13 protein-coding genes and 1 pseudogene are annotated in these 14,118 nt (G+C 64.7%); 5 read left to right on the top strand and 9 right to left on the bottom strand.

All coding sequences use genetic code 11. The annotated features are described in order from the left end of the window. The first annotated feature begins 14 nt into the window (after positions 1-14). Positions 15-797: a type I methionyl aminopeptidase gene (gene map / locus ACTU6U_RS11690; RefSeq protein WP_443469287.1), complete on the top strand. Its 783-nt coding sequence runs from the start codon at positions 15-17 to the stop codon at positions 795-797. Here the strand turns inward: map and ACTU6U_RS11695 are convergent. Then, the gene (locus ACTU6U_RS11695; RefSeq protein ID WP_443469288.1) at positions 790-1,557 is read right to left on the bottom strand and encodes a class I SAM-dependent methyltransferase; all 768 of its coding nucleotides are present in this window, start codon (positions 1,555-1,557) and stop codon (positions 790-792) included. The genes map and ACTU6U_RS11695 overlap by 8 nt on opposite strands. 52 nt (positions 1,558-1,609) lie before the next feature. Continuing rightward, entirely contained in the window at positions 1,610-3,208 is a 1,599-nt protein-coding gene (locus ACTU6U_RS11700) for an ABC-F family ATP-binding cassette domain-containing protein (protein ID WP_443469289.1), read from the bottom strand. A gap of 184 nt (positions 3,209-3,392) precedes the next feature. Between ACTU6U_RS11700 and ACTU6U_RS11705 the strand changes: the two genes are divergently transcribed. The 4 genes and pseudogenes from ACTU6U_RS11705 to ACTU6U_RS11720 form a co-directional block, all read left to right on the top strand. Next, complete coding sequence (locus ACTU6U_RS11705) at positions 3,393-4,061, top strand: DedA family protein (protein WP_443469290.1); 669 nt, start codon at positions 3,393-3,395, stop codon at positions 4,059-4,061. Then, positions 4,058-5,281, top strand: a complete 1,224-nt coding sequence (locus ACTU6U_RS11710) for a sensor histidine kinase (RefSeq protein WP_443469291.1) — start codon at positions 4,058-4,060, stop codon at positions 5,279-5,281. The genes ACTU6U_RS11705 and ACTU6U_RS11710 overlap by 4 nt, the downstream gene beginning before the upstream one ends. Before the next feature lie 13 nt (positions 5,282-5,294). Then, complete coding sequence (locus tag ACTU6U_RS11715; RefSeq protein WP_443469292.1) at positions 5,295-5,963, top strand: response regulator; 669 nt, start codon at positions 5,295-5,297, stop codon at positions 5,961-5,963. Positions 5,964-6,201: 238 nt separating this feature from the next. After that, a pseudogene (locus ACTU6U_RS11720) lies at positions 6,202-7,113 on the top strand (acyltransferase family protein); the annotation flags it as partial. 230 nt (positions 7,114-7,343) lie between these two features. Here ACTU6U_RS11720 and ACTU6U_RS11725 read toward each other — a convergent pair. Genes ACTU6U_RS11725 through sufB form a run of 7 tightly spaced genes read right to left on the bottom strand, consistent with a single transcriptional unit; the run spans position 7,344 to position 13,937 of the window. Continuing rightward, entirely contained in the window at positions 7,344-8,705 is a 1,362-nt protein-coding gene (locus tag ACTU6U_RS11725) for an MFS transporter (RefSeq protein ID WP_443469293.1), read from the bottom strand. Then, positions 8,702-9,874, bottom strand: coding sequence for a MalY/PatB family protein (locus ACTU6U_RS11730; protein WP_443469496.1), 1,173 nt, complete (start codon positions 9,872-9,874; stop codon positions 8,702-8,704). Before ACTU6U_RS11730 ends, ACTU6U_RS11725 begins: the two co-directional genes overlap by 4 nt. Positions 9,875-9,878: 4 nt before the next feature. Next, positions 9,879-10,208 carry a metal-sulfur cluster assembly factor gene (locus ACTU6U_RS11735; protein WP_417511530.1) on the bottom strand — a complete coding sequence of 110 codons (330 nt, stop codon included), beginning with the start codon at positions 10,206-10,208 and terminating at the stop codon, positions 9,879-9,881. Positions 10,209-10,217: 9 nt separating this feature from the next. Further along, a complete protein-coding gene (sufC, locus tag ACTU6U_RS11740) occupies positions 10,218-10,988 on the bottom strand; it encodes a Fe-S cluster assembly ATPase SufC (RefSeq protein ID WP_443469294.1) in 771 nt (256 codons plus the stop codon). A gap of 1 nt (position 10,989) precedes the next feature. Further along, complete coding sequence (locus ACTU6U_RS11745; RefSeq protein ID WP_443469295.1) at positions 10,990-11,316, bottom strand: non-heme iron oxygenase ferredoxin subunit; 327 nt, start codon at positions 11,314-11,316, stop codon at positions 10,990-10,992. Next, complete coding sequence (gene sufD, locus ACTU6U_RS11750) at positions 11,313-12,518, bottom strand: Fe-S cluster assembly protein SufD (protein WP_443469296.1); 1,206 nt, start codon at positions 12,516-12,518, stop codon at positions 11,313-11,315. The genes ACTU6U_RS11745 and sufD overlap by 4 nt, the downstream gene beginning before the upstream one ends. Then, positions 12,519-13,937 carry a Fe-S cluster assembly protein SufB gene (sufB, locus tag ACTU6U_RS11755; protein ID WP_443469297.1) on the bottom strand — a complete coding sequence of 473 codons (1,419 nt, stop codon included), beginning with the start codon at positions 13,935-13,937 and terminating at the stop codon, positions 12,519-12,521. It abuts the gene before it with no gap. Between the last annotated feature and the right edge of the window lie 181 nt (positions 13,938-14,118).

A 14,118-nucleotide genomic window follows, 5' to 3' on the forward strand; every position in this document is an offset into this window, starting at 1 on the left:
ACGAGAGGAACACCATGATCGAACTGCGCACCCCGGCCGAGATCGAAGAGATGAAGGCTGCGGGACGTTTCGTCGCCGAAACCCTGGCGACGCTGCGCGACGAGACGAAGATCGGCACGAATCTGCTGTCGATCGATCGCAGGGCACACGAGCTGATCCGCAAGGCCGGAGCAGAATCCTGCTACATCGACTACGCGCCGTCATTCGGCAACGGCCCGTTCGGCAAAGTCATCTGCACGTCGATCAACGACGCCGTGCTGCACGGACTCCCCCACGACTACACGCTGCGCGACGGCGATCTCGTCTCGCTGGACTTTGCCGTCGCGGTCGATGGATGGGTCGCCGACTCAGCGGTCTCCTTCGTCGTCGGCACCGCACGCGAAGAGGATCTGCGCCTGATCGATACGACCGAGCGCGCGCTGGATGCGGCGATCGCCGCCGCCACGGTCGGCAACCGCATCGGCGATATCTCTGCTGCTGTCGCCACCATCGCGCACGGCGAGGGTTACTCGATCAACACCGACTTCGGCGGACACGGTGTCGGGCGGACCATGCACGGCGACCCGCACGTGGCGAACGACGGCCGCGCAGGCCGGGGCTTCCCACTGCGCGATGGTCTCGTTCTCGCGCTCGAGCCCTGGTTCCTGGAAACCACTGACGAACTGCGCACCGATGCCGACGGGTGGACTCTCCGCAGTGCGGATGGCTCACGCGGCGCACACTCCGAGCACACGGTGGCGATCACCGCCGACGGCCCGATCGTTCTGACCGACCGCAGCTTCCTCGGCGTCAAGTAGCGACGTCGTCCCGCACGCTCCCGGCTCGTGAGTAGACGAACACCTCGGTCACCATCGGGAGGGTGAACTCCGCCCTCCCCGCAGTCGCCGGATCGGTGTCGAGGATGCGGGCGAGTTCGGAGATCATCGCGGTGCGCGTCGCTTCCTCAGCTGCGAGGAAGCTGCTGACTGTGAGCCAGCGCCGCAGATAGTCCTCTCGCGTGATGTGCTCTGACCAGGCGATCTCTGTGTGGTGATCGAACACGAATCCGGGCAGTTCATCGACAGCCGTTGCCGTCGTCGAGTCAGCTTCAGTGCTGACCGCCGGATGCGCGACACGGTGACAGGCTCGATCCCACGTGCAGTCCGGGTCGGAATGGTTCCACAGCAGTCCCAGCGTCCCACCTGGCACCAGCACGCGCCGGATCTCGGTGCATGCGGCATCCCGATCGAACCAGTGGAAAGCCTGCGCGACGGTGACGGCATCCACGGACTCATCTGGAAGCGGGATGCTCTCGGCACCACCGTCCAGTGACTCCACCGACGGGAGCTTCGCCCGCAGCACATCGAGCATCGCCGCCGACGGCTCGACAGCAACCACCCGATCAGCGCGCTCGATCAGCAGCTCAGTGAACTTGCCCGTGCCGGCGCCAAGGTCGAGCACAGCATCCACCCGCTTCGGCACGATGTCCTCGGCTGCGGCATCCGGAAAGCCGGGCCGAAAGCGGTCGTACTCCTCGCCGATGCTCTCGAACGACTTCGCCAATCGCTGATCCACCATGCTTCGACGCTATCGTGCTGCTCCGTTATGCCTGTCTCACGCGAAAAGCGCGTCAGGCGAGCTCTATGAGGTCCTGGTACTCCTGGTTCCAGATGTCCTCGACGCCGTCGGGCAGGATCAGAACGCGCTCGGGGTTCAGGGACGCAACAGCACCGGGATCATGCGAGACGAGCACGACTGCACCCTCGTAGTGCGCGAGTGCGTCGAGGATCTCTTCGCGCGACGCGGGGTCGAGGTTGTTCGTCGGCTCGTCGAGCAGCAGCAGGTTCGCGGATGACACGACCAGCGTCGCGAGCGACAGACGAGTCTTCTCGCCGCCAGAGAGGACCCCGGCGGGCTTGAGCACATCGTCACCGGTGAACAGGAACGAACCCAGTACGCGCCGCGCCTCCATCTCGGTGATGTGGGGAGCCGCCGAGACCATGTTCTGCAGCACGGATCGTTCGACGTCGAGGTTCTCGTGCTCCTGCGCGTAGTAGCCGATCTTCACGCCGAATCCCGGCTGCAGCTCCCCCGTGTCCGGCTCATCGACGCCAGCCAGCATCCGTAGCAGCGTGGTTTTGCCGGCACCGTTGAGGCCGAGTACAACGACCTTGGAGCCGCGGTCGATCGCGAGGTCGACATCGGTGAAGATCTCCAGCGAACCGTACGACTTCGACAGGCCTGACGCCATCATCGGCGTCTTGCCGCAGGGCGCCGGCTTCGGGAACCGGAGCTTTGCGACCCGATCCACCTCGCGCACGTCGTCCAGACCGGCGAGCAGCTTCTCTGCGCGCGCGACCATCTGGTGCGCAGCCGCAGCCTTGGATGCCTTGGCACCGAAGCGGGCGGCCTGCTGCTGCAGCGAAGTCGCCTTCTTCTCGGCGTTCGCGCGCTCCTTCTTGCGGCGCTCCTCGTCAGCCACCCGCTGGCGCAGGTAGTTCTTCCAGTTCATGTTGTAGATGTCGATGCTCTGACGGTTGGCGTCGAGGTAGAACACCCGGTTCACAGTCTCGCCGACGATCTCGATATCGTGGCTGATCACGATCAGCCCGCCCTTGTAGTTCTTCAGGAATTCGCGCAGCCACACGACACTGTCGGCGTCGAGGTGGTTGGTCGGCTCATCGAGGATCATCGTCTCGGCATCGGAGAACAGGATGCGCGCGAGCTCGATGCGTCGCCGCTGCCCGCCGGAGAGCGACTTCAACGGCTGATCGAGGATGCGATCGGGCAGTGAGAGGTTGTTCGCGATGGATGCGGCCTCAGCCTCGGCCGCGTAGCCGCCGAGGCCCTCGAACTGCTCGGTGAGGTTGCCGAAGCGACGCATCGCCTTCTCGGCGACGGCCGGGTCAGCGGATGCCATGTCTTCGGCAGCTTTGCTCAGACCCAGCTGAATGGTGCCGAGACCTCGTGCATCCAGGATGCGGGTGCGCGCGAGCATCTCCGGATCGCCCGAGCGGGGGTCCTGCGGGAGGTAGCCCAGCTCTCCGGACTTCGTCACCTTGCCTTCCGAAGGCAGCAGGTCACCCGCGAGCACCTTCGTCAGAGTGGTCTTGCCGGCGCCGTTGCGTCCGACCAGTCCGATCTTGTCGCCGTCGGAGACGCGGAACGACACGCCATCCATAAGGAGGCGGGCGCCAACGCGAATCTCGAGGTCGTGCACGGCAAGCACAGCAATTGTCCGTTTCGTCAGGGGGGATGGAGCGGCCCGCGAAGTGTGAAGACACCGGACCAGCCCCTCAGTATACGTCGCGCCGCCTGCGCGGATCCCCGATGCTCAAGACCCCCCTGAAGTATGACGGGATCGATACCCGGGGGTGATGTGGTGTGCTGAACCTCGCACGTAGGTTCTCCTCGTGGACATCATCAACGAGCTCATCATGCAGGCGGTTGCCTCTCCGTGGCTGTATCTGGTCATCTTCGCGACAGCAGTGATCGACGGCTTCTTCCCGCCGATTCCGAGCGAGACGGTGCTCGTTGCCGCGGCTGCGGTCGCAGCATCCACCGGTGGTACCGATCTCGTGCTGCTGGTCTCTCTCGCAGCCCTCGGCGCCTTGATCGGCGACAACATCGCGTATGCCATCGGCCGCTCTGTGGGCACGACCCGCTTCGCCTGGATGCGACGCCCTCGCGTTGCCGCGGTGTTCGCACGTGCGCAGAGCCGACTGACCAGCAGCGGCGCTCCGCTCATCCTCGGCGCCCGGTACATCCCGGTCGGCCGCGTTGCGGTGAACATGTCTGCCGGTGCACTCGGATATCCGTGGCGGCGTTTCCTGCCGATCAGCATGGTGGCGGCAGTCTCATGGGCGATCTACAGCGTCAGCATCGGCCTCCTCGCCGGGAAATGGCTCGTGGATCAGCCATTGCTGAGCGCCGTGATCGGAATCGCTGCGGCCTTGATCATCGGCTTCGTGATCGACCGGGTGACGACGATTCGCCGTCGCCGACGGGACCAGGACGCAGCGGAGCGCGCTGCTGCGGAGAGCGAGCTGTCCGAGCACGCCACCGCTGAGGTGACAGGATGACTCCCATGGAGGCGACCAAGAGCAAGCGCGGGAGACACCGCAACGTTCTGCCACGCGACCGCACCTTCGTGCTCACCGTGATCCTGGCCGTGATCGCCGTGATCCTCTATGCCGTGCTCGTGCCCGTGCACGCTGCCATCTACGGCGCACCGGTCGCGGTCACCATGGCTCTCGCGCTCGCGGCGGTCGGCGCGCCACTGGTCTCGCTCTGGTATCCGAACCTCGCCGTGATCCTGTTCACGGTGTCGGCGGTGCTCTTCCCCTTGATGGTTTCGCGCGAGGCGTCGGTGAGCGCACCCTGGCCGTGGTCGGTGCCGATGCTGATCGCCTTCGTCGTCGTCGTCGCGACCGTGACATTCCGGCGGGGCTGGCGACCCGGGCTCATCCAGTTCGCCCTCGGCAGTGCCGCCGGCGTCATCGCGGCGATCATGCAGCCGTCCATTCCGAGCGGTAACTCTCTGATCGTCACAACCTCGATCGTCGCCGGCATCTACCTGATAGCGCTCCTGCTCGCCGGACGTCTTCGGCTCGGCGAGGAGCTCACCCGCGAGCGGGCCAACACTGCACAGGAACAGTCCAGGCGCGAACTCGTCGAGGAGCGCACCCGCATCGCGCGCGAACTGCATGACGTCGTGGCGCACAGTATGTCGCTCATCCAGGTCCAGGCCTCCACAGCCCGGTACCGAGTCCCCGGTCTCGCACCGGATGCCGTGTCCGAGTTCGATGACATCGCTGCATCCGCTCGGGGGGCGCTCACTGAGATGCGCCGCATTCTCGGTGTGCTCCGCACAGAAGATCAAACCGCAGAACTCGCACCGCATTACGGCATCGAAGAAGTCCCCACGCTCGTGGAGACGACCCGCCGTGCAGGGGCCGCAGTATCGCTGGACCACGCCGTCAGCGGCGATGTCTCCACCGCCACGCAGCTTGCCATCTATCGGATCACGCAGGAAGCGCTGAGCAACGCCCTCCGACACTCCCCCGGGTCCCCGATCTCGGTATCGTTGTCAGCGGATGACACGGATGTGACACTCGTCGTACGCAACGCGTACGACACCGAAGCAACCGAGGTTCCGGGCGGTCATGGACTGCGTGGCATGCAAGAGCGTGCCATGCTCCTCGATGGCAGTTGCGTTGCAGGTCCCGATGCCGAGGGGCTCTGGACAGTGACAGCGCGGATGCCGCGGCATCCGAACGCATCGTTGGAAGGAACACCATGACGGCAGGATGCCCGTGACGATCGAAGTCCTCATCGCCGATGACCAGGCAATGGTCAGAGCGGGCTTCGCCGCGCTCCTCGACGCACACGACGGCATCACCGTGACAGGGCAAGCCTCCGACGGGCTCGAAGCGGTGTCTCTTGCGGCACGCGTCGATCCGGACGTGATCCTGATGGATGTGCGAATGCCGCAGCTGGACGGCATAGAGGCCACGCGTCGAATCCTCGGCCCCGGCTACGCCGCCGCCAAGGTGCCGCGCATCCTCATGCTCACGACGTTCGACATCGACGACTACATCTACGATGCGCTGCAGGCGGGCGCCAGCGGATTTCTGCTGAAGGATGCTCTCCCAGAAGAGCTGGTGCACGCCGTACGGGTGATCGCCGCCGGCGATGCTCTTCTGTCCCCGAGCGTGACCCGCCGCATGATCGCGCAGTTCGCCACGCAGAAGCCACGGACCACAGCATCCACGAACCTGCTTGCCGAACTCACCGATCGTGAGCGCGAGGTGCTCGTGCTGATCGGCCAAGGACGCTCCAACGGCGAAATCGCTTCTACCCTGTTCATCGCCGAGCAGACAGTGAAGACGCACGTAGGCAAGGTGCTCGCGAAGATCGGCGCACGCGACCGCGTGCAGGCCGTGATCTTCGCGTACGACACCGGCCTCGCTGAACCCGCCTGAGACCCCGTACGACGGTATGGGGCAGGTCGGCACCATCGTGTGATGCGGCCACCGGCATCAGGTTCATAACCTCCTCAGACACCTACTGAGGAGGAATCACATGGCCATCGCGGATCTGCGTCCGATCACCACTCGAACGCCTACGCCAGCTGCGTCGTCGTCCGGTGGCGCCAGAGATACCGGCATCGACCTCGTCCGCGCCTTCTGCGTGGTCGGAGTCGTCCTGATCCACTCGCTCATGGTCGGCGTCACAGTGACCGATGCCGGTCCCATGTTCGCCAACGCGAGCGATGGGTCAGCGTGGATCGCACCGCTGAGCTGGCTGCTTCAGGTCATGCCGCTGTTCTTCGTGATCGCCGGGTTCGCCGGCTACACGTCGTTCATCCGCTCACGTAATCGCGGCGGCACAGCATCGGCCTTCGTCGCCGCGCGGATCCATCGCCTTCTCCTGCCTGCCGTGTGGACTGTCGGAATCGTCGCTATCGGTCTTACCGCGCTCCTCGCGTACGGCGTACCAGGAGACCTGGTGGGAATCGCAGGGTTCCGATTCGGACAGCCGCTCTGGTTCCTCGGGGTGTTCCTGCTCTGCCAGGTGCTAATGCCCGCGCTCATGCGCGCTCATGAGCGCGCTCCCTGGTGCACGATCGCACTTCTCGTCGCCGGCGCCGCGGTCGTCGATGCCGTGCGGTTCTTCACCGGGGTCGATGCACTCGGCTTCCTGAACCTCGCATTCGTGTGGCTCGCACTGCAGCAGGTGGGATTCTTCCTCGCCGACGGGCGAATCGGGTCGGTGTCCCGCCGGATGCGCGCGGTCATCGCGCTCGCCGCTTTGGGCGGGCTCATCCTCAGCGTCACTGCGGGCATCTATTCTTCCGATCTCATCGAGAACATCAACCCGCCGACGACAGCGCTCCTGTTCGTCGGCGTGGCGCACACCATGCTGATGTCGCTCCTGCGCGAGCGGCTGAACGCCTGGAGCAGGATGCCTCTGGGCAGGCACCTGCGCAAGTTCGTCACACCGCGTGCGATGACGATCTATCTCTGGCACATGCCCGTGCTGCTCGCGATGGCTGGCGCGAGCGCCGTGTTCGCGATGACCACTGGCATCCTGCTGCCAGAGCCGAGCAGTCTCGGGTGGTGGATGACGCGTCCGCTGTGGCTTGCCGTCGTCTTCACCTTGACAGCGCTGGTCGCTTGGGCTCTGGCACGGATCGAAGCGCGTCCCACTCCCAGGGCAACACGGTCCACCGTGCGCCTCACCGCGGCATCTGCACTTGGCATCGCCGCCATCGCTGAACTTCTGGTCCTCGGCGCGACACCGCTCACAGCACTACTGGCCGTGCTCTTGATGATCGCCGCGCTGCGGCTCGCACGGTCCCCTCAGCTCAGTTCAGCTCCGCGACCGAGCCGGAATCCCGGAAGCAGCGCCAACAGCAGCACGATGGCCGAGAAGACGAAGACGAGCGGAAATGCTCCCGCGCCTCCGCCCAGCGTCGCAACACCCAGCCCGGCGAGAGCGACGGCAACCGACGAGCCCGTGGCGTCGGAGATCGAGAGTGCCGAAGAGTTGAACCCTGCATTCCCCGGTGCGGAGTATGCCAGCGTCAGCACGGTGAGCCGCGGGTACAGCAGCCCCATGCCGCCGCCGGCGAGTGCCCAGCCGATCACGACGATGAGCGGGCTCGCGGCGGTCAGGGCAGTGACCAGCACACTCATGACGGCGACGAGGAGCAGCGCGAGGCTGATGAAGGCGATGCGGCGGTTGCCGAGTTCTTCGCCGAACCGCCCCTGGATCGCGGATCCCCCGGCCCAGGCGAAGGCCGCGAACATCAGCGCGATTCCCGCCCAGGTCGGAGTGAAGCCGAACTCGGCCATCAGCAGATACGGGATATACGCCTCGGTGGCGAAGAATGCGCCAGCGACGAGACCTCGCACGAGCACCACGCTCGGCAGTCCTCGGGCGGCGCGAAGTGTGCCCTTGGGCAGCAGTGGCACGACGGCGAACCCGATCACGACCAGCGCAATGAGCGCGATCGGCCACCCCACCGTCGGCGGAGCGTCGGCAGTCAGGCCCACGGCGACAGCAGCCACTGCCACAAGGACCGCGAGCAGCAGCCGACGGGTGAGACCTTTGATGCTGGAGGCGTCGCCGCCACCGAGCTCCAGCGCGCGAAGCCTGACCGCGATCATGACGAAAGCGATCGCGGTGAGCACCGCGACGCCGAGGAACGCCCATCGCCAGTCGAGGAACTCTGCAACAGCGCCGGCCAGGAATGGTCCGATCATTGCGGGTACAACCCACGCGGCGGCGAATGCCGCGAAGATCCGTCCGTGCAGCTGCGACGGGTAGAGCCGTGCGACGACGACGTAGAGTGCGACAGTCTCGCCACCTGCACCAAGACCCTGCACGAGGCGGCCTACGAGGAACTGCTCCATCGAGAACGCGAACCCAGAGATCAGCAGACCAGCGATGAACAGCGACACAGCGACGTACAGAGGCCCACGCGGACCCCGTGCGTCCGACCACGCGCCGCATGCGACCATGCCGATGACGCTGGTCGCCAATGTCCCCGCGAACGCCACCGCGTAGAGAGCTTCGCCATCCAGAGCCGCGCTGACCACGGGCATGACGGTGGTGACGGCGAGCGATTCAATCGCTGCGAAGAAGATCAGCGCGATCGCACCGATCGTGACCCAGACGCGCTCCCTATCCCAGATCGATGGGACAGCCTGCAGGCTCATGCGCGGGGCGAAGATTCACGCAGACCGAGAGCGGCGATGCGGGTGATCGCTTCGGTGATGATCTCAGGACTCGTGCCGAAGTTCAGCCGGACATGGCCTGCCCCTTCGGCGCCGAACGCCGGCCCGAAGTGCAGGGCAACCTTGGCCTCGTGGAGAATGCGTTTAGAGGGGTTCGCGCCCCAGCCGAGATCCGTGAGGTCGATCCAGGCGAGATAGCCGGCATCCGGGATCCGATAGTGCGCGCCGGGAAGGTGCTCAGCGAGGAGGTCTGCGATGAGACGACGATTCCCATCAAGAGTGACGAGCAGTCCATCCAGCCATACGTCGCTCTCCGGCGCGAAAGCGGCAGTGGCTGCGAGCATCCCGAACTGACCCGTACGCCATTCCACCTCAATAGGCAGGCTTCGCAGTAGCCGCGTGGTGTCGTCTGCGGCGGTGACCATCAGCGCGCACTTGAGGCCCGCAAGGTTGAATGCCTTGCTCGCGCTGACGACGGCGTAGCCGACGGTGCGCGCGGCATCCGATACGCCCAGGAACGGGGCGAATCCCGAGTCAGGCTGAGCAAGCGGCGCGTGGATCTCATCAGAGACCACGGCAGCGCCGTGAGCCGCCGCGAGCTCGGCGAGAGCCGCGAGAGACGCCGCCGAGTGCACAGTGCCGGTCGGGTTATGCGGATTGCACAGCAGAACCGCACGCGCACCGTTCTCCAGCGCGATACGGATGCCGTCGAGATCCAGCTCCCAGAGATCACCCACGTCGCGCAGCGGAACACGTTCGACGGTGGCGCCAGCTTCTTCGACGAGATCGAAGAACGGCGGGTAGACGGGAGTCGTGACGATGACCCGGTCCCCCGGACTCGTCACCCGCCGCAAGATCTCGACGATACCCATACTGACATCGGCGGTCGACCGCATCCGAGCAGCATCCGGTGTCCAGCCGTATCGACGCTGCGCGAAGCCCACAAAGGCCTCGGCGAGCGGGGTGCGCGAGGCAACATAACCGGTATCGCCCGTGCGCACCGCACGCTCGAGCGCCGCGGTGATCGCTGGAGCCAGCGGAAAGTCGGTCTCGGCGACGAACAGTGGCAGAACGTCCTCGGGATACTCACGCCACTTCTCGCTGGTGCGCTGCCTGAGCTGCTCCAGCGGAAGTGCCGAGACCTTCTGGATCACGTCAGATCGCGAAGCCGAGCGCGCGCATCATGTCGCGCCCGTCGTCCGTGATCTTCTCGGGACCCCACGGCGGCATCCACACCCAGTTGATGCGGAACCGGTCGACGACGGAGTCCAGAGCCTGCGCGGTCTGCTCTTCGAGCACATCGGTGAGCGGGCAGCCAGCGCTGGTGAGCGTCATGTGAATGACGAGGGCATCGTTCTCATCGTCCCAGGCCAGATCGTAGATCAGGCCGAGGTCGACGACGTTGATCCCGAGTTCGGGATCCATGACGTCTTTGAGAGCCTCGGTGACCTCTTCGAACTTCTCAGGTGCAAGAGTCGCGCTCATGGCCTCAGCCTACGCCTCGATCGGGGCAGCAGGGTCGAGGAAGCGGTCGTAGCCCTCTTCCTCGAGACGGTCAGCGAGCTCGGGGCCGCCCTCTTCAACGATCTTCCCTGCGACGATGACGTGCACGAACTCCGGACGGATGTAGCGGAGGATGCGCGTGTAGTGCGTGATGAGCAGCACACCGAGACCGGTAGCCTCCTTCGCGCGGTTGACACCCTCGGAAACGATCTTCAACGCGTCGACGTCAAGACCGGAGTCGGTTTCGTCAAGAATCGCGAACTTCGGCTTGAGCACCTCGAGCTGCAGGATCTCGTGACGCTTCTTCTCTCCGCCCGAGAAACCTTCGTTCACGTTGCGCTGCGCGAACTTCGGATCCATACGCAGATTCGTCATCGCGGACTTGACGTCCTTGGTCCAGGAGCGGATCGAGGGCGCTTCGCCGTCGAGTGCCGTCTTGGCGGTGCGCAGGAAGTTGGTGACCGTGACGCCAGGGATCTCGACGGGATACTGCATCGCGAGGAAGAGCCCTGCGCGTGCGCGCTCGTCGACGGACATCGCAAGGACGTCCTCACCGTCGAAGGTGATCGTTCCACCGGTGACGGTGTACTTCGGGTGACCCGAGATCGTATACGCGAGGGTGGACTTGCCCGAGCCGTTGGGGCCCATGATGGCGTGGGTCTCACCGGTCTTCATGGTGAGGTTGATTCCGTTGAGGATCGGGGTCGACCCGGCCTCGGTCTCGACCGAGACATGCAGGTCGCGGATTTCAAGAACAGACATTTCAGACTTCCTTCGTCACAGTCGGATCAATGAGCACGTCGTCGCCGTCGATCGTGACGACGTAGACCGGAACGGGCTCATAAGCGGGGAGATTCTGGGGGATGCCGGTGAGCAACGAGAACTGCGAGCCGTGGGCCCAGCATTCCAGCGTGTCGCCTTCGACGAATCCTTCGGAGAGCGAGATCGCACCGTGGGTGCAGGTGTCGCCGATCGCGTGGATCTCATCGTTCGAGTCCTTCACAATGGCGATCGGCACACCGTCGAGCTCAACGCGCAGCGGTGTGTCCTGCTCGAGCTCGCTTGCACTGCACGCGCGCTGAGCGGTCATGCGCTCACCGCCGCAAGCTCGGCGTCGATCGCAGCGAGCAGCTCCTCTTCCAGAGCGGGAATGCCGAGGCGCTGCACGACATCGATGAGGAAGCCGAGAACCACCAGGCGGCGGGCCTCTTCTTCATCGATGCCACGAGCCTGCAGGTAGAACAGCTGCTCATCGTCGAAACGACCGGTCGCACTGGCGTGACCTGCGCCGAGGATGTCACCGGTCTTGATCTCGAGGTTCGGGATCGAGTCGGCGCGTGCGCCCTCGGTGAGCACCAGGTTGCGGTTCGCTTCGTACGAGTCGGTACCGGTGGCGTCCGCGCCGATGAGCACGTCGCCGATCCACACGCTGTGTGCCTTCTCGCCCTGCAATGCCCCCTTGTAGAGAACGTCACCGATCGTGTGAGCACCCTTGTGGTGCAGGTAGACCTGGCTCTCCAGGTGCTGTCCTGCGTCGGCATAGCTCAGCCCGTACATGCGCCCTTCGGAGCCCGTGCCCGAAAGCTCGACGTTCGGATTCACGCGAACAATGCCACCGCCGAAGCTGATGACGAAGTGCTTAAGGAGTGCATCCTTGTCGACGCGAGCCTGGTGGGACGCTGCGTGAACCGCATCATCTTCCCAGCGCTGCACGCTGATGACTGTCAGACGTGAACCCGGTCGGGCGAGGATCTCGACGTTCTGCGCATACTGCGCGGAACCGAGGTGGCGCAGCACGACCGTCGCTGCGCTGTTCTCGAGTGCTTCGATGACGATGTGCGCATCGGCGCGCCGGTCAGCACCCTGGCCGGTGATCGTGATGAACACGGGCTCGGCAACTTCTTCATCGCGTGGGATGCGCACGTGCATGCCCGCATCGGCACCCTGCCATGCGACGGCGGAGACGATGTCCTCGGGAACGAAGAACTCTCCCCGTGGTGCGTCACCGGCAGCGAGTGAAGCGGCGACGTACTGCGCGCCGGCCTCGATCTCGTAGGTGACGCCGTCGTTCTGCTCGGCGGTGCTGAACAGCGCAGTCAGCTGCGCGACGGGAGTGTGCTTCCAGTTGACCTCGCGGCCTGTGGGCGCACCGAAGTCGTCAGGGTCGAAGGAGCGCGGACGCTCCGAACGGGTCTGAACCGGAACGAAACCCGAGTTCGCCAGCTGAGCCGCCGGGTCGGTGTGCGCGTTCGTGTGCTGCGCCTCTGCGGGCGCGGTAGCCTGGGCCGCCATTTAGCCGACCGATCCTTCCATGCCCATTTCAATGAGCTTGTTCAACTCCATGGCGTATTCCATCGGCAGTTCGCGTGCGATCGGCTCAATGAAGCCGCGCACGATCATCGCCATCGCCTCGGTCTCTTCCAAACCGCGCGACTGCAGGTAGAAGAGCTGCTCCGCACTGACCTTCGAGACCGTGGCCTCATGGCCGAGCTGCACGTCGTCGACGCGGATGTCGATCGACGGGTAGGTGTCGGAACGCGACTGCGTGTCGATCAGAAGCGCGTCGCAGACCACGGAGTTCGCCGAATGGTGAGCGGCCGGGTCCACACGGACCTCGCCTCGGTAAGCCGAACGACCGCCACCACGCGCGATCGACTTCGACACGATCGACGACTGCGTGTACGGCGCCATGTGGACCATCTTCGCGCCGGCATCCTGGTGCTGTCCCGGGCCGGCGAATGCGACCGAGAGCGTCTCGCCCTTGGCGTGCTCGCCCATCAGGTAGATCGACGGGTACTTCATCGTGACCTTGGAGCCGATGTTGCCGTCGACCCACTCCATGGTGGCGCCCTCGTGAGCGACCGCACGCTTGGTGACGAGGTTGTAGACGTTGTTCGACCAGTTCTGAATCGTCGTGTAGCGAACGCGAGCGTTCTTCTTGACGATGATCTCGACCACAGCGGAGTGCAGTGAGTCCGACTTGTAGATCGGGGCGGTGCAGCCCTCGATGTAGTGGACGTAGCTGTCTTCGTCGGCGATGATGAGGGTGCGCTCGAACTGACCCATGTTCTCGGTGTTGATGCGGAAGTACGCCTGCAGCGGGATCTCGACGTGAACGCCCTTGGGCACGTACACGAAGGAGCCGCCCGACCAGACTGCGGTGTTGAGAGCGGCGAACTTGTTGTCCCCAGAGGGGATCACGGTGCCGAAGTACTCTTCGAAGAACTCGGGGTGCTCGCGAAGCGCCGTGTCGGTGTCCATGAAGATGACGCCCTGCTGCTCGAGGTCTTCGCGGATCTGGTGGTAGACGACCTCGGACTCGTACTGTGCCGCAACGCCGGCGACCAGGCGCTGACGCTCAGCCTCGGGAATGCCGAGCTTCTCGTAAGTGTCGCGGATCTCGGCGGGAAGATCTTCCCAGGACTGCGCCTGCTTCTCTGTGGACCGGACGAAGTACTTGATGTTGTCGAAGTCGATGTCGCTGAGGTCCGCGCCCCAGGTGGGCATCGGCTTGCGTCCGAACAGCTGCAGGCCCTTCAGACGAGTCTTCAGCATCCAGTCCGGCTCGCTCTTGAGACCTGAGATTCCGCGGACGACGTCCTCGGAGAGTCCGCGTTTCGCGATAGCACCGGCGGCGTCTTCATCGTGCCAGCCGAATTCGTACACCCCCAGACCATCGAGCTCTGGACGGTCGATCAGCACATCGGACATCACACTCTCCTCGTTGGGCCCAAACGGTGTCATCCGCCCCGACACGTCGAATCACATCTGTGGCGATGTGCTTCGGTGCCGCTGGTGGGCCTCATCACGGACGCGATCTTCGCGCCTAAACTGTTAACGGTGCTTTCTCGCCAAGCGGGCATGCATCGCAACAATCCGATTCTACAGGTTC

It is taken from the genome of Microbacterium zouquanmingi (assembly GCF_052266695.1).
Classification (GTDB): Bacteria; Actinomycetota; Actinomycetes; order Actinomycetales; family Microbacteriaceae; genus Microbacterium.

Bases quoted from the DNA above. Each gene is read 5' to 3' on its own strand.
- map (WP_443469287.1), top strand. From the start codon at position 15: ATGATCGAACTGCGCACCCCGGCCGAGATCGAAGAGATGAAGGCTGCG.
- ACTU6U_RS11695 (WP_443469288.1), bottom strand. From the start codon at position 1,557: ATGGTGGATCAGCGATTGGCGAAGTCGTTCGAGAGCATCGGCGAGGAG.
- ACTU6U_RS11710 (WP_443469291.1), top strand. From the start codon at position 4,058: ATGACTCCCATGGAGGCGACCAAGAGCAAGCGCGGGAGACACCGCAAC.
- ACTU6U_RS11725 (WP_443469293.1), bottom strand. From the start codon at position 8,705: ATGAGCCTGCAGGCTGTCCCATCGATCTGGGATAGGGAGCGCGTCTGG.
- ACTU6U_RS11735 (WP_417511530.1), bottom strand. From the start codon at position 10,208: ATGAGCGCGACTCTTGCACCTGAGAAGTTCGAAGAGGTCACCGAGGCT.
- sufC (WP_443469294.1), bottom strand. From the start codon at position 10,988: ATGTCTGTTCTTGAAATCCGCGACCTGCATGTCTCGGTCGAGACCGAG.
- ACTU6U_RS11745 (WP_443469295.1), bottom strand. From the start codon at position 11,316: ATGACCGCTCAGCGCGCGTGCAGTGCAAGCGAGCTCGAGCAGGACACA.
- sufD (WP_443469296.1), bottom strand. From the start codon at position 12,518: ATGGCGGCCCAGGCTACCGCGCCCGCAGAGGCGCAGCACACGAACGCG.
- sufB (WP_443469297.1), bottom strand. From the start codon at position 13,937: ATGTCCGATGTGCTGATCGACCGTCCAGAGCTCGATGGTCTGGGGGTG.